Source organism: Parahaliea maris, from assembly GCF_008064665.1.
Taxonomy (GTDB): domain Bacteria; phylum Pseudomonadota; class Gammaproteobacteria; order Pseudomonadales; family Halieaceae; genus Parahaliea; species Parahaliea maris.
Window position 1 is genome coordinate 73,968 of sequence record NZ_VRZA01000003.1, and the last position, 14,860, is coordinate 88,827.

A 14,860-nucleotide genomic window follows, 5' to 3' on the forward strand; every position below is an offset into this window, starting at 1 on the left:
TTTTTTATTGCCTTGCCTGCTACCCATCTGCAAAGTTAGCCATCACAAGAACGTAAAACAGCAGCGAAACCTATGAAACAACAGATAACGCGTTGGTTTCTGGCATTGGCGCTGTTCTCGACATTGTCCGCGAGTGTCACCGCAGTACAGGCGGCAGGGGAAACCGATCTGGTCGGTCTGGCCATGCACCGCGAGACGGGGCGTGAGATATACCTTGGGGCTTTGCGTGCCGAGCACGCTCTGGTCAATGTTGCAGATATCGCCACAGCCAACGGTGCGCGGGAGATGGAGTTCAGGATCGTCGCCCGGCGCACCAGTATCCGCAGCCTGCTCGGAGGTATCCTGCTGCAGGCAGAAGTCGCCACTGGCACCGCACCCGTGCCAGCAACCGTAGATTTCGCCAATGACGTAATGAACTCCGTACAGGGGAGTCTCTATACCAACGACAGCTTCATCCTGCGCAGTACAGACGGCGGTACGGTTGTGGCGCTTATCAACGGACAGGAAATGGCTCGCAGCTCTGCCAGTGAAGTCTTTCCCTATTTCCTTGCCGGGTGGATCGAAGACCGCGGCGCGTCAACCGCTTTTCGCAGCACTATGCTCGCCCCGGACATCGATATCGACCTGCGCGCGACCTATGGCTCGCTGAAACCAGCGCCCGATCGCGTGGCCAGCGTAAGCGCCTGGAGCGCCACAACTATCCCGGTGGAGGTGGTGGCACCGGAACCGGAACCGACCAGTGAAGCGGTGCAACAGGTGGCAGCTATCGCTGTGGTTAACGAACCGGCAGAGGACACCAACACGCAACCCGAGGCACCGCCTGCCACCGCGCTGCCGGAGGAAGTCACTCCGGTGCCCGCAGATGTCGTAGCGGCCACCGAGGCCGCGGCGGCCGCAATCCCGGCCAGTCCAGCCTCTACTCCCAGTATCGCCATGGCACGCCCCAAGCCCGTTCTTACCGAGGTAACGCCAACGGCGAAACTCAGGAAGGAAACCGCCGCCGCGGACCCCAACGACATAACCCGAATGAGTGTCATCGAATACTCCCAGCGCCTTGCAGCCTTCAATACCCAGGTGTTTCGTATGGTGAATATGGAAATACGCTACCCGCGGGCCGCCATCCGCCGCAACATACAGGGCTCCCTGGAACTGGATATCACGCTCAGCAGCAAAGGCGAACTGCTCGACATAGCCGTTGGCCGTTCATCGGGACACAGTATGCTGGACAAGTCAGCACTCAAGGCGGCTAACGATGCCTTTGAGACGCCCCTGGGTGAAGCTGTCGATGAAGTCGCCGTTGCAGAATACAGTGGCGACGGCGAGCGACTGGTGATCCCGGTACCCGTCAATTTTGTACTTACCGAGTGAGCGCAATGTCCGAATTCCAACTGACACACACCGCTCTGGTCGGAGCCCGCATCAACAGCTTCCGACCCTACGGCTACAACTCCCGCGAAGAACTGACCATGTGTCGGGTGGTACCCGAGATGCCGGGGGATCGTCCGGGCGGAACCCAGGGATCGCTCAAAACCCTGCTCGCGGAACAGCTGCCACTGTGGATACACAACATCATTACCGACCCGGATTTTCCCCAGCGTGACCGACTGATCATGCCGCTGCGCCGGTTCGAGGGTGAGATGCGGGATAACAAGAATGACGAGGTGATTTCGTCCGTGCTCCGTCACGGCTTTCGGAGCCTGCAACTGGATCCGCTGGACCTTCCACGGACCATGCCAATGCGGCAGCGCTGTGCCATGGTGGTTCACGTACGGGTATGGCAGGAAGCCTACAGCAGACTGTGCGGGGAGGTGGTAGACATCCTCGCAGCCAATTCAGAACAGTTGGGTCGGTGGTGTGAATTCGCCCGACTGCCCGAGCATGCCGCCGTAGGCTAAAAAAGCCCTGCCGGCGGCAGTCTCAAGACAAATCTCAAGGCAAATCTCAAGACAAATCTCAAGACAAGGCGAGTTACTACTCTTCGTCTGCCGGACGGCGGCCTTCGCTGCCGGTTACCATGCGGATGGTACGCTGGCAGGTGTCTAGCCAGGGCACACGGGTATCAGTTTTCAACACCCGTACATAACCGCGATCGGTACGGCAGCAAATGCTGGTTTTGTTTGGCGTCCAGTCACCCTCAGCCGTGCGTGGCTTGCGAGTGCTGTAGAACCAGAGGCCGCGACAGTCCTGCATCACGTACTTGGCTTCAGTTGGCAGGTACACTTTTTTCCCCTCTATCACAGCAAACACTTCCAATTCAGCAGCGGGCTTATCCCCAAACTCCGCTGTAGGCGTCATCGTCAGCATCCCTATGTCCCCCATTCGATATTTGTCTTTGTTTTCGATGGCGCGTTGGCAATCCGTGCCATCCCTTACCGCGTTTTTATCGTGTGGGTAAAGTTATAGGGCGAGACATATCGCTTGACAACGCTTGTTAGCGCTATTTATTGGCAAATTTTCCACGACGGGCATTTTTTTGCCAATTTTTTTCAGTCGAGCAGCTTTTGCCGGCCAAATTTTCACCGCACTTGCCAAAATTTTGCATTCCGCACGGAATACAAATGCTACAAACGGGTGAAAAACGCGGTTAAATACAGGTTTCGAAGAAGGGTATCAGCTGCGAATCAGGTTGAGATGGGGCGGCCCGCCCTCCCGACCATTCAGTGGTTTGAGTGGTTCGGGTTCGGAGCCCAGTGGAAGATTTCCCGCTTGCTCCACCGAACTCATCAGCATGTAGAGAGACAGTTCGGAGCGCCCCTCTATACTGCTCGCGCGGTGGGTAAGCCGTTCGAATTGCTCATCGTCGATCAGGTCAAGCATTGCGGCATTGGTCAGGTAATCGCGGATGATCTGGCGATTGACCTGGTCTTGCAGATAGCGCCGGTATCCGGCATCGGAGAACACCCTGTTGAGGGTTTCAATATCAGCTTCAGTGAGCGCCCGGTCTGTGAACGGCATATCGCCACCGAAAGCACTATCGATGCGATCCACGAGTTGGCTGAGTTGAACCATATCCACGCTGACTCCGACTACAGGCTTTGCGGGCGTCAGGCGCCCAGGCCCGCGCTCAATTCCGATTCGTCAAAGTGTTGCCCGTCCATTTTCTCACGCAACGCTTCCTGCAGACCCAGCAGATCCGGCACCTGGTAAGTCACGTTGTGCCAGCGGAATGCTGCCAGTGAATTGGGCAATACTTCCCCGGGGCAATCGTGCATTTCCTGGGTTGGCACATGCTGCAACCCGAGCCCCTGGCCACGCAGCGCCACGCCAAAATACGGACAACCCCGACCCTCAACGCCCAGCAGAATGGCGATCAGGCCTGTACCGGCTCTCTGGTCGCGCCAGCGTGTCTCCCCCGCTTCATCGAAATCCAGCACCGGGACGTCCTCGCCGCGCCAGCTTACGGATTCCGGCGGGCTTTCCTCCACGTTGTACAGGGTGAGAATTTCTGCCAGGGAAGCCTGGGGCACGGCCCAGATTTCCTGGGCGGAACAGGGCAGAAACAGACAGGCTGTTGTCGTTTTTATCTCCGCCATCACTGACCTCAGTTGATCTGCAGCTTGTACCCGGTGAGCTGGGAAATCTGCTCCACCAGCACCGGAAAATTAAAGGGCTTGCCCATATAACCGTTACAGCCCGCCTCCTGCGCCAGGGCGCGGTGTTTGGGGCCCGTACGGGAGGTCACCATGATCACAGGCAGATGCTTGTAGCGAGCCGACTTGCGGATTTCCCGCAGCGTCTGGATGCCGTCCTTGACCGGCATCTCCACATCCAGCAGAACGATATCCGGCAGGCGATGGGTCGTGTTCAGCAGGTCGATTGCCACCATGCCATTTTCCGCGGTCACCGTTTCGACGCCGATACTGTCCAGCTGGTTGGTCGCTACCATGCGCTGGGTGCGTGAATCGTCTACGACCAGTACCAGCAGGCGTTCGCTCTTCTCCCGCTCGAACGGCTCCGCGGACATCACGTTACTGGCGATGCTACGTACGAGCGCGTTGAGATCGAGAGCTACGATAGCCTGGCCATCAGAGGTGGTAGCACCACCGGCGACACCCGGTACCTGGGCGAACTGTGCGCCGAGTGAGCGGATCACCAGTTCCAGTGCCTCCTCGACATCGTCCACCGCGATGGCCATGTAACGCTCTTCATTACCCGCCACGATCACCGGCACCGTATCGCCGACCCAGCTCCCGGGGTCGGGCAATTTGTCGCCGTTGCAGATGGTAGCCAGGTAGGCCGGTTCGCACTCCAGTTCAAAAATGTCGAGCTTGGTGCCACCTGTAATGGCCTGATAGAAACCCGCTACGGGCACTTGCTCCACGGCAACGAGGCCGTCCAGCGGCACGGCATAGGAGGCTTCTCCGGCCTTGACCAGCAGGGCGCCGTTGACGTTGACGTTGGAGGGCACCCGCACGGTAAAGGTTGTACCCTCGCCGACTATCGAATCGATTTCGATATCGCCACCGATCTGCTGCAGTTCGCTGATCACGATATCCATACCGACACCGCGGCCGGAGATTTCCGACAGTTTTGCGGCGGTGGAGAAGCCCTTGTGGAAAATCAGGCGCAGTGCGTCCTGGTCACTGAGCTCACTGGCATTGACCTCGAGCCCGCGAGCGATGGCGACTTCCCGGATCACTTCCGGGTCGATACCACGGCCGTCATCGGCCAGGCGGATCAGATAATCGGAACCGTCCTTGCGGACATCGATGCTCACCAGGCCGGTTTCAGTCTTCCCGGCCTCTCGACGTTGCTCAGGTGACTCGATTCCATGGTCGAGCGCATTGCGCACCATGTGCTCGAGAATGATCTGGCAGCATACATGGCTGTCGCGATCGAGCTTGCCTATCTCGTTCAGTACCCGGAAATTCACCTGTTTGCCAAGGTCCGCCCCCACTGTGCGCACGATACGGCGCAAACCGGGCATCAACCTTGATACCGGCACTACCCGGGCATCACGGATGGATGTGCCGAGGGAAGAAATGACCGCGGCCTGCTGTTTCAGCAGCGCTTCGGTGGAAGCCGTCTGGCGGCTGGACACATGGATCAGGTCGTCCAGATCCTCGACCGCCTCCCGCAGGATGCTCGCGGCCTCCTGCAGCTCCGAGTAGCGATCCATCTCCAGTGCATCGAGCTCACTGTCGGCCCGGCCGCCACGGGCGGTGACATTCTGCAGGGCGCGGTCTGCAATTTTGCTGATATGGGAGCGCACCGAAGACAGCCTGGTACCCAACTCGGCCACCGAACGCTTGCCGCGGAAATTACTCTGGGACGCGCGTACACCCAATTGCTGCGCCTGATTGTTGAGGTTAAGCAGGTGATCCAGCGCCTCAGAGGTCATGCGGATGGTCTGCTGGGCGGCGAGCGCCTTGGCACCCTCATCCGCTATCCGCTTGTCCTGCTGTTTTTCGCGGGCCTGGGGCACAACGGCCGCATCCCGATGCACCGGGCTATCGCTATCGACCGAGTCCGCGGCATCTTCCTGTTGCAGCGGTTGCACCACACCTTCGGCCAACGGCAGTTCACTGCTGACGTCTGTCTCGGTGTCCTGGATGTGGGCGAAACCGTTGACCGCCGCATCCAGCCAGGCATTGACGATGCGGAAGTAGCTCTCCTCAGCCCCCGGTTCGGGACGGGCGAGGCCTTCCAGCAAGGTCTCGAAGTTGTGGATCAGGGTGCCGTAGCGCTGCAGGCCGATACCTTTGGCAATACCCTTCAGCGTGTGCAGGATGCGAGGCACGAGCATTTCGCCTGCCGGTGAATCGATATCCTGTTCCCATTGACCGATTGCGTCCTCCAGCTTCTCGATTTCAACGGCACCCTCTTCCAGGAAGGCCTCGAGGAAATCGCGGAAAACTTCCGTTCCGCTGCTGTTGGTGTAATTGAAGCGGATGTTCGATGGAATGCACCAGGCCATATCGGTCGTCGCATCGGCTTCCCGCTCCGGTGACACCGGGGCCGGTGCTTCCGGGCTCTCCGACTGTTCACTGACGGAGAACGATTCCGGTAGCGCCGTGGTGGGATCCGAGAGTTCTTCTTCCTGCTCAAACTCATCGAGAGCTATGCCACAGATATCCTCGATATCGGCTTCACCGCCGCCGAGGCTGTCAAACAGCGCGTCGACATCCACATCGTCCAGGGCTGTTGTCTGCTCATCCCAGTCATCCAGGTCGTCGTCGGAGAAACTACTGGCGATTTCCTCCTGAGGCTCTGCGTCCTCACCAGCGTCGTCAAGAACGAGCTCGGGGGAAGAGACATCCTCCGTGCCTCCGAGGACGTCATCCGGTGCCTGCCAGGCGTTGGTCTCTGTCGCAGCCAAGCCGTTATCGAGCTGCTCCGGGCTGTCTACCGGCTCAAGGCTGTTAAACGGCTCGGCGGAATCAGATGTCTCGAACGCGGCGAAAACCTCGAGATCGTCGAACGGCTCGGGTTCGTCATCCGGGGCCAGAAGATCTATCGCTTCCAGGGCGTCTACCGGCGGGAGAGTATCCTCGGCCGCCAGGTCAACGGATTCGCCCGCTGTTTCCTGCTCGTCCGGCAGCGCTGCAGCTTCGGGCACAAGCGACCACACCCGCTCTTCCTTCGGCGAATATTCCGGGCTGTCGCTGTCGTTGGCCGACTCCGAGTCGACGGCGAAGTCACTCGAGGCGCTGGCCCCGTCCAGGTTGAAATCGAAACTGACCCGGTGACGGGAATCCGCCAGTGGCGACATCCAGCGGGAGTCAGCGGTCGCCGCCTCCTCAACCTCCAGTGCCGGTACTTCAAAGCTCTCGGTGAACAGTGCATTGCAGGAGTGGCCGCTGTCTCGCCAGGCAAGGCGCACACAGAAGGCATCGCGCTCGTCCTGCTGCAGGGGCAACAGCGCCGCGGGCAGTTGCGGGTACACCTGGGCGACGGGCAAAAAGCCCTCATCGACGCTCTGGCTCCGCGACATCGGGTCGGTTGCCAGCATCGCGTCAAGCAGCACACTGTCCTCGGGCAGCCCCAGTTCCTCAGTGCGGGAATCCAGGGCGGCAGAAATCTGCTCCATGACCGGCGCCAGCACCCGGGTCAGGGTGGCGACCGTCGCCGGATTGAAGTCCTGCGGCAGGCTGAAATCCTGGTGATAGTCGAGGTTGGAATCCAGCGAGGGGTCGACGGAAACCACGCCTTCGGTGCGCTCTACCTCCAGCGCATCGAAATCGTAGGTGCTGTCGGCGAGTTGCCCACCCTCCAGCAGGTAGCGGTCAAACTCGCTGTCGTCGGTGGGCGGCGCGTAGCGGTTGACGTAGGTGAAGACATCCTCCGCAGCGCTATCAAGGTCCTGCGCGTCGGGTTCTGCCTTCTCATTCAGACCAACCTCATCCAGACCGGCCTCGATCGCCTCAGCCGTCCCGGCCACCTCGACCATATCGGCTGCTACCTCGGCCACCTCCGGAATGGCTTCCGTTTCCACGTTCTGGAAGGTCGATGGTTGCTCGACCGCAACGGGTGTTGCCTCAGGCTCCACCGGCACCGCAGTTGCAACTGGCCAGGCAAGCACCGAGGCGGACTCGACCGGTTCCTGCGCCATGTCCTCCGGCTCGATTTCGTCGCCCTGCAGATTCGCCGCGAGCGCGGCGAGATCCATCGGTTCCTCTTCATCTTCGAGGCTGGCCGTCAGCCAGCTGTCATCCTCATCCTCGAGCGCAGCCGGTTCCAGTTCGGTCAGGTCGTCAGCAATGGCCCCGGTGAGCCAGTCGCTGCCGCCTTCAAACTCGGCGGGTAACTCCTCGAAGGATGACGAAACGTCTGCAAGGCTATCTTCGGTGGCTACGTCTTCCATCGACGCCGCCAGCTCACTGAGGTCCAGCCCCTCTTCGGACACTTCCGCCTCGATATGGGGGTCGGGGGATTCCGCCACTACCCCGAGATATTCCCCGGCGTCCGCGGCTGTTTCCAGCGGCTGTTCACCAGCACTCGCTGACCAGTCTTCTGCTGTGCTCAGCCCGTCCACTGCTTCACCGTTTAGCGGCTGGACCGGATTTTCAGCGCTGGTCTCGGCGAGTGCGTCCCAGCAATTGCTGTCCGGCTGGTCCAGCGAATCGCTTTCGGCGGAGGCAACCTCAAGGTCTTCACCGAGCGAAGCCACGGCCACCGCCAGCTCCGAATCCACCTCGACCTCAATGGCCGCAAAATCGATCCCGGCCAGTTCTTCTTCGGGAGTATCGATTGTAGAGGTTTCGCCAGCGATAGAATCTGCCACTGCGGGCTCATCGAACGGACCAGGGTCGGTGCCCTCGATTGCCGACAGGTCGAGCGCCATCGGCGCTTCCTGGGCAAGGGGTGAGGCGTTCTCGTCAACCGGTACAGCGGAGGACTCCTGTGAGGGAGTCGCCGTCTGCTCTTCGGTGGTCACCCGCCGGTTGCGCTGCAGGGCCAGGGGCTGGGCGCCGATATCGTCGTCGTCCAGCAAACCGAGGATGTCGCTGCCATCGGCAACGCTGGAATTGGTCTCCGCTACCGGGTTGCGGGGGCGCCGATGATCGACCGCCATGAAACCGTTGTGACTGCCGCCAGGCGCCGAAGCCTGGGCGGCAGGCTTGCGCGAGTCGGAATAGATATCGCTGCCGGTATCCTCGGAGAGGACGATTTCCTCGTCGACAAAGGCGGAGAGGTCATCACCGTTGCCGGTGCCGCCCATCATGTGACGGCCGGCCACGGCCGTCTCGCTCTCGCTCAGTTCGGCAACTGGCAGTCCGTCATCGGCAAGCTTGAACAGCTTGTCCTTCTGCTCGGACATGTCCTGTTCCAGCAACCACTTGAGGGTTTTCTTGCGCTGATCCTGTTCAGGGCGGGACTTGTCGCCCTTACCGCCGCTGTCATCTGAGTACACGATGCGTCTCCCTGTCCTGTGCTATTACCGAGCTCGGAGCTCAGGAGTGTCCCGCCGGATGCAGCGCGGAAGTTTCGGACCCGGGCCCCGTGGCAGGGGGTACGCCCGCGTCATCCAGCTGCGGCATATCCGAGGCGAGGTCATCGACCCCGTTTTCTGCCATGCGGAAGCAGCGATTGGTCAGTTCGCGTGTCGTGGTCACGTCAAATCCAGCGGCGTCGCCAAAGGAGGCAACCAGGCCGGGTAGCGCATCTACCACGTCCCGTAACAGCGCCTGCAACTTGTCATCGGGTGCTATGTCGCCATCCAGTACCCGGTCCAGCAGATCCTGGGCCGACCACCCCAACTCGCCCAGGACGTTGGCACCCACCGCACGGCCATTTCCCTTGAAGGTATGGAAGTGGCGGCGGATATCCTTCAGGTGGTCGTTGGCTTCCGGATCCAGCTCCCAAACCGTCATCAGGCGCGCCAGCTCTTCAACGATTTCCTCCGATTCCTCGAGGAAGACTTCGCGAAATTCGGGCGGGATATCCCTGTCCTCTACATAGTTGCGCGCCGGCGCGGCCGCCACGGACGCCGTTTCCTCCGCGCCGGTTTCCGGCACGGCCACGGCGGCACCGGCAGACAGCTCCGCGCCGTAGCGATCCAGCTCTGCCGCCCGCTGCTCGGCAAAGGCGATCATGTGTGCGGTGTCGTCCAGCGGGTCGATCAGGGTGCGCTGCAGGTGCAGTTCGATCTGGGCAAAAGCATCGGCAAAACAACGGAAAGCTTCGTCCTCGTGAACACAGCCCGCCTTGCTGGCCGCCTCCAGCCAGCGGCGGCACTGCTCCATCACGTTGCCTTCCCGCTCCATGCCGGCAAAGGTCAGGGCGCCGGCAATTTCCGACAGCAACTGGATGGAGATGCTCATCGCCTTGCGTTCGGGGGTCTTGTCGAGCTGGGCCTCGAACTTACAGGCAAGGTCATACAGCAGGTCGAGGTCAGCCTCCCCGTTATCGGCGTCAAACACCGCCTTGCGCAGTTCTGCGTGCCCTTTGTCCGTCTTGTTCAGGTAGCGGTGCAGGGCGTGGGTCAGCTTCAGCGTGTCTTCCATGCCGAAGGGCTTGCGCTTGAGGGCATTGGCCAGCGCCTTGCCACGCAGGATCGCATGCAGGTGGTTTTCCACCAGCGCCATCTGTCCGAAGGTCGCCTTGACCACGCTCTCCCGCAGTTCGAACTCGCGGCTGGAAAATGAGCTGCAAACGCCGTGTTCGAGCTTGTATTCCACGTCCAGCTTCACGTCGACAATGCCGCGCACGATACTGGTGATGGCCTGGTCGAGCTTCACCTCGTCGTTGCGATAATCTCCCCGGTACAGGCTCTGCAGTTTGTTGTAGACCGATTGCAGGGAGTCGGCGTGGGCATCATGCCCGGCTGCAGTGAGGCGGAACATGGCCTGTTCGACGTGATCGACCACCTCGGCACCATCCGCCTCGCTGGACGCCTTGATCGCGTTCAGGTCGTTGGCGTTGATGAAGTCCGCAGCGGCGTTGAGGTGTTCCAGCGCGCTGCTCAGGGCGGTGACCAGGGCATCGATATGGATCAGGCCGCGCTGGCTTTCCTCCAGCGTATTGTCGTCAATGCCGAACACTTCACGAATGTTGGCGATATGTACCGGCTTGGCGCGACAGGATGCGATGTAATAAAGCATCTGCTGCAGATAGGCGTTGTAGTCCACGCTGGGGTCAACCTCACCGCCATTCTCGCGTGCGTACTTGATCATGAAGGCGCCGGTCTTGAACACCTGGGCAATACATTCGTCCGGCACGATCAGGCCACCGGCAATGCCTTCACAGAGACCCACCTGGGTAAACCAGAACCGCTCCGGCTCGGTACCCACAAACAGGGACTGCATCTTGCGGGCGATGCGGGCGACCGTTTTCATGCTCTCGCCCACGTTACGCTTGCGCAATGCAGACTTGGCCATTTCCAGGTACAGCGCCAGCATGACGTTGGCGCGACTGCGAATCTCCTCATCGGAAGCCGGGCTGGCACCTGCGGTTATCCCGAGTCCTTCGGGGATATCCATGTGAAAGAAGAAGGCCTGGGGCCGCGGGCGCTCCCCGACCCAGCGACGCAGGTCGTTGACGTACTGCTCAAGACCCTGCCCCGTGTCGAGGCGGGATGTCTGTACATGGGCCAGGTAGGCCGGCAGGATCTTGAAGGCCTGCATCAGCCCGCCCATGGTGAGCTTGCGACGCTCGCCCTGAACCCGGTCCTTGTAAAGGAAATTGAGGCTGCGCTCCATCTCGATGGACAGCATCTCGCCCTTCTTGATCCCCAGTGCGCGCAGGGTGGAGGTAATCTGGTGCACGGCCCACATGCACTGCAGCAGCGGCTTCTTCTGGCTCATGTCCTTGCTGTATTCCACCAGGGCCTGCTCGGCGTTTTCCGCCTGCTTGTTCATCAACCCGATGACCCACTTGAGGGACACAATGTCGGTCTTGCTAGTCACCACTTACACCTCCGGTTTTTTTATAGGCGGTCACGCCAGGCCAGGTCGCGCGTTGCATGCATGGGTGCTTCCAGCCAAGGTCTTCGCCGGCGCCAAGCACCAGCAAGCCACCGTCGCGCAGTCGGTCCACCAACTGATCAATAATCCAGAGCTGGACGTCGCGCTCGAAATAGATCAGTACGTTCTGACAGACAATGACATTGAAATCGGCGAAGGGGGCGTCATTCACGTGTAGCAGATTGCTGTGGAAAAAGTGGCAGCGGGCACGGATCGCGTCATCGATTGCCCACCACTGGTCGCTGACACGGTGGGTATAGCCACGGCGATAGGGCGCGGGGATGCGGGCTATCGCGCCTTCCCGGTAACGCCCCTGTTGCGCCTCGGTTACCGCGCCAAAGCTGATGTCGGTACCGATCCCGTGCCACTCGAGCCAGGGCTCGCGAGCATGCAGGCGCTGCTCGACCACCATCGCAATCGAGTACAGCTCCTGTCCGGCACTGCAGCCGGCACTCCAGAAAGAGAATCCATTGCCGGTGTCTTCACGCTGCAACCAGGCGTCAACATATTCCCCGACTGCTTCGAGGGCAGCCGGCTGGCGGAAGAATCGCGTCTCCTTGACAGTGAGCAGATCCACCAGCGCCAACCACTCGGCCCGGGCGCTGATACTGTCGTCGATCAGGGCCAGGTATTCGTCACAATCACACAGACCCAGCGCCTGCATGCGCTCGCCGATACAGGCCTCGATCACCCCCAGGGGGCTCTCGATGCGGATCCCCGCACGCCGCTGCAGCTGCTGCATCAGCAGCTGGAACTGGCGCCCGTTCAGGTGGGGACTCAACTGGCGAGCGGAAAGGCTCATACGGAGACTTTCTCCTCGGCGCCGGCTTTCTCGAGCTCACTCATCTCCCGCTCATCGTAGAGCTTGGCGGGGGAGGGAATGTGTTTCATGTCGTCCAGTTCGGCCAGGCCGCTGTCGCCGGCCGCGGCGTCTTCCTCGATGCGGAACTGGCTCAGGCTCTGGGCCACGGCGCGCATCGACTGCTGCAGTGCGCTCACGCCACCCTGGGTTTCCTCGCTGTATTCGGAAATGTCCAGGTTGCGCTCGCGAATCTCGGCCATGGAACTGTTCATGTGCTGGGCGCTGTCCGCCGACTGGCCGGCCGCATCATCCACCGAGTTAATGATGGCGGTAATCTCGTTGGAGCCCTCGTTGATTTCCTCCAGCGAGGCATCGAGGCGATCGATGTACTCGAGGATGGTGACAACGGTGCCCACCGTATTTTCCATGGACGAAAGGTTTTCCGCCGACAGGTTCTGCAGCATGCGCACTTCTGAAATAACCTTGCGGCCCTCTTCTTCGGCTTCCCGCAGCAGGTCGCCGATCGCCTCGGCAATGCCGAGGAAGGGCCGGCCGTGTTCGCCGGCTTTCTCGGCCTCGATACGGGTGTTGATCGCCACAACCGAGATTTTGGTATTCAGGGCCTGGATGTACTCTGCAGCCGTTGTTACCGACTGGATCAGCTCGCCCTGGCGTTTGGCCGACTTGGAGGTTTCCTGGACCGATTCCCGGACGTCAGCCGATGCCTTCGACATGTCCTTGGTCAGCTCGTAACCGCGTGCCACCTGCAGCCGGTTGCGCTCGGAGGTCTGGGCGGCTTTCACGGTAGAGGCCTTGATCTGCTCACTGGTGCGCACCATCTCGGTGGCGGCAGTGGTGGACTCCACCACCGAACGGGTCAGTTCCTTGCCTTTCTCCACCTGGCCCTGGGCGGTTTTACCGATCTTGTTGATCTCGTCTACGGCGATCTCGAACGGCGTGCGGATGTTGCGGATCAGCTCACGCTGGCGGCCTGTCGAGGCGTTGATCTCCCGGGCGATGTCCTGGGTAACAGTATTGGCTTCGGGTGCACGTACGGTGAGGTCACCCTCGGAAATTTTGACCAGTGCGCCGTTGATTTCCTCGACCCCCTGCTCGGTATACACCACTCGCTGACGCTGGTTGCGGAACATGAGAATCAGCAGGGCCACCGACAGCAGTGCCGGCGCGCCGAACAGTACCATCAGGGTACTGCGATCGTTGACGCGAGCACTGGTCATCCGGTCGATGGCGGGGAACAGGGCGGAGATGGCATCGGAGAGAGCGGCACTGGATACCGCCACCGACTGGCGGGCCACCGCGGCACCGCGCAGCTCCGGAGCGGCTTCGGCAATCTGCTCGATAGAGGTGGAGACAACCGCGAACAGCTTGTTGGCGGAGTCGATTGCGTCGATTGCGTCAGCATCCGCAAGGCGCTGAACGCCCATCACCTTGTTGCCGTTGCGCAGGGCGTCCACGGTGCGGTTGAAGTCCGCCGCATCGGTGCGAAATTCATCTGCGGCACGCTGGTTTTCGGGACCCCCGGCGAGAATCTTGTCGATGTTGCGGGCAATACGCTCGGTCAGCCACAGGGTTTTCTGGGCCGCGGTAATCGTGTTACTGGAAACAGACTCATCCAGCAGGATATCGACCACTGCCGCGAACTCGCTCTGGATGGGACGAATGTTGGTTTCCATCTCGGCCGATACGCCATGGATAAAGACAATGCGCGGCCCGGCGTCCACCAGCGTTCGGGCCGCCGCCTCGATGGGCTCCCACTGGCTGGCGATCTCAGTGACCTCGGCATCCAGGCCGGAGCCCTGCAGGGAAGCAAGTGAAGCATTGAATTGCTCGACCTGGGCATTGAGCTGGTCGAAGGTCTGCTGGGCACCCTGCTCGGTCTCCCGCGCACGGGCGACAACCTGCTGGGCCTGCAGGCGCAATTCATTGGCCATGCTCCGGTGCTCGCCTTCCTCACCGGCATCCTGCTGGATCATGACGAACGTATAAATTACGCCGCCGAGGCAGGCCAGGATGGCCAGTGCAATAACGCCCACCCAGAAGGAGGAAGCTGCACTTTTCTTCACATCGGTCATGAGATTTGATCCTCGTTATGGTCCCCTGTCGTCGCCGAAGCATTACCGAGGTCGCTATCGGAGACGAGTTTGTCGATATCCAGTACCGCCAGAAACTGCTCGTTATAGTGAAAGCCACCGAGGCTGAACTCGGCGACATCTTCATCAACGGGGTGCGCCATGTCGCGCTCCTCGATGGGAAATTTGAGATCGCGGTGCACACCGCTCAGGGTGAGTCCGAAGTGCAGGCCCTGGCGCCGCACTACCATGCAGTACTCCCGCACCCGACCGGTATAAGGTTGGCGGCGGAGCAAGACGTCACCGGAAAAAATCGGCAACAGACCACCCTTGTGGGAAGCCAGCCCCAACACCCAGGGCTTGGTACCCGGGATGGGAGTCACGGCAGGCGTTTCGATAATTTCATCCAGCTCCCCGGCCCCGATCAGCATCGGCACACCCGCAATACCCAGGTGAGTCCCCACCCAGTACATCACGTGCTGGTCGCGTGCCGGACTCGGCGCCGCAGCCTGTGCGTAATATTGTTCCAGTTCGCGGAACGCTGACAGGGCGCTGGAAGTCAT

10 protein-coding genes are annotated in these 14,860 nt (G+C 60.7%); 2 read left to right on the forward strand and 8 right to left on the reverse strand.

From position 1 onward, the window contains the following. The first annotated feature begins 72 nt into the window (after window positions 1–72). Both FV139_RS08710 and FV139_RS08715 read left to right on the forward strand, forming a co-directional pair. Window positions 73–1,368, forward strand: coding sequence for an energy transducer TonB (locus FV139_RS08710; RefSeq protein WP_148068058.1), 1,296 nt, complete (start codon window positions 73–75; stop codon window positions 1,366–1,368). A gap of 5 nt (window positions 1,369–1,373) precedes the next feature. Then, window positions 1,374–1,895, forward strand: a complete 522-nt coding sequence (locus tag FV139_RS08715; protein WP_148068059.1) for a hypothetical protein — start codon at window positions 1,374–1,376, stop codon at window positions 1,893–1,895. Between the two features lie 76 nt (window positions 1,896–1,971). Here FV139_RS08715 and FV139_RS08720 read toward each other — a convergent pair whose 3' ends face one another. The 8 genes from FV139_RS08720 to FV139_RS08755 all read right to left on the reverse strand — a co-directional run bounded on the left by FV139_RS08720 (window position 1,972) and on the right by FV139_RS08755 (window position 14,860). After that, entirely contained in the window at window positions 1,972–2,304 is a 333-nt protein-coding gene (locus FV139_RS08720; RefSeq protein WP_148068060.1) for a hypothetical protein, read from the reverse strand. A gap of 306 nt (window positions 2,305–2,610) precedes the next feature. Then, on the reverse strand, window positions 2,611–3,015 hold the full coding sequence (locus FV139_RS08725; protein ID WP_148068061.1) for a hypothetical protein: 405 nt from the start codon (window positions 3,013–3,015) through the stop codon (window positions 2,611–2,613). Between the two features lie 29 nt (window positions 3,016–3,044). Continuing rightward, window positions 3,045–3,533, reverse strand: a complete 489-nt coding sequence (locus tag FV139_RS08730; RefSeq protein WP_148068062.1) for a hypothetical protein — start codon at window positions 3,531–3,533, stop codon at window positions 3,045–3,047. A gap of 8 nt (window positions 3,534–3,541) precedes the next feature. Beyond that, window positions 3,542–8,854, reverse strand: coding sequence for a response regulator (locus tag FV139_RS08735; protein WP_148068063.1), 5,313 nt, complete (start codon window positions 8,852–8,854; stop codon window positions 3,542–3,544). A gap of 40 nt (window positions 8,855–8,894) precedes the next feature. Beyond that, on the reverse strand, window positions 8,895–11,348 hold the full coding sequence (locus FV139_RS08740) for an Hpt domain-containing protein (protein WP_148068064.1): 2,454 nt from the start codon (window positions 11,346–11,348) through the stop codon (window positions 8,895–8,897). Next, window positions 11,341–12,207: a CheR family methyltransferase gene (locus tag FV139_RS08745; protein WP_148068065.1), complete on the reverse strand. Its 867-nt coding sequence runs from the start codon at window positions 12,205–12,207 to the stop codon at window positions 11,341–11,343. Before FV139_RS08745 ends, FV139_RS08740 begins: the two co-directional genes overlap by 8 nt. Next, on the reverse strand, window positions 12,204–14,300 hold the full coding sequence (locus tag FV139_RS08750; protein WP_148068066.1) for a methyl-accepting chemotaxis protein: 2,097 nt from the start codon (window positions 14,298–14,300) through the stop codon (window positions 12,204–12,206). The genes FV139_RS08745 and FV139_RS08750 overlap by 4 nt, the downstream gene beginning before the upstream one ends. After that, complete coding sequence (locus FV139_RS08755; RefSeq protein WP_148068067.1) at window positions 14,297–14,860, reverse strand: chemotaxis protein CheW; 564 nt, start codon at window positions 14,858–14,860, stop codon at window positions 14,297–14,299. Before FV139_RS08755 ends, FV139_RS08750 begins: the two co-directional genes overlap by 4 nt.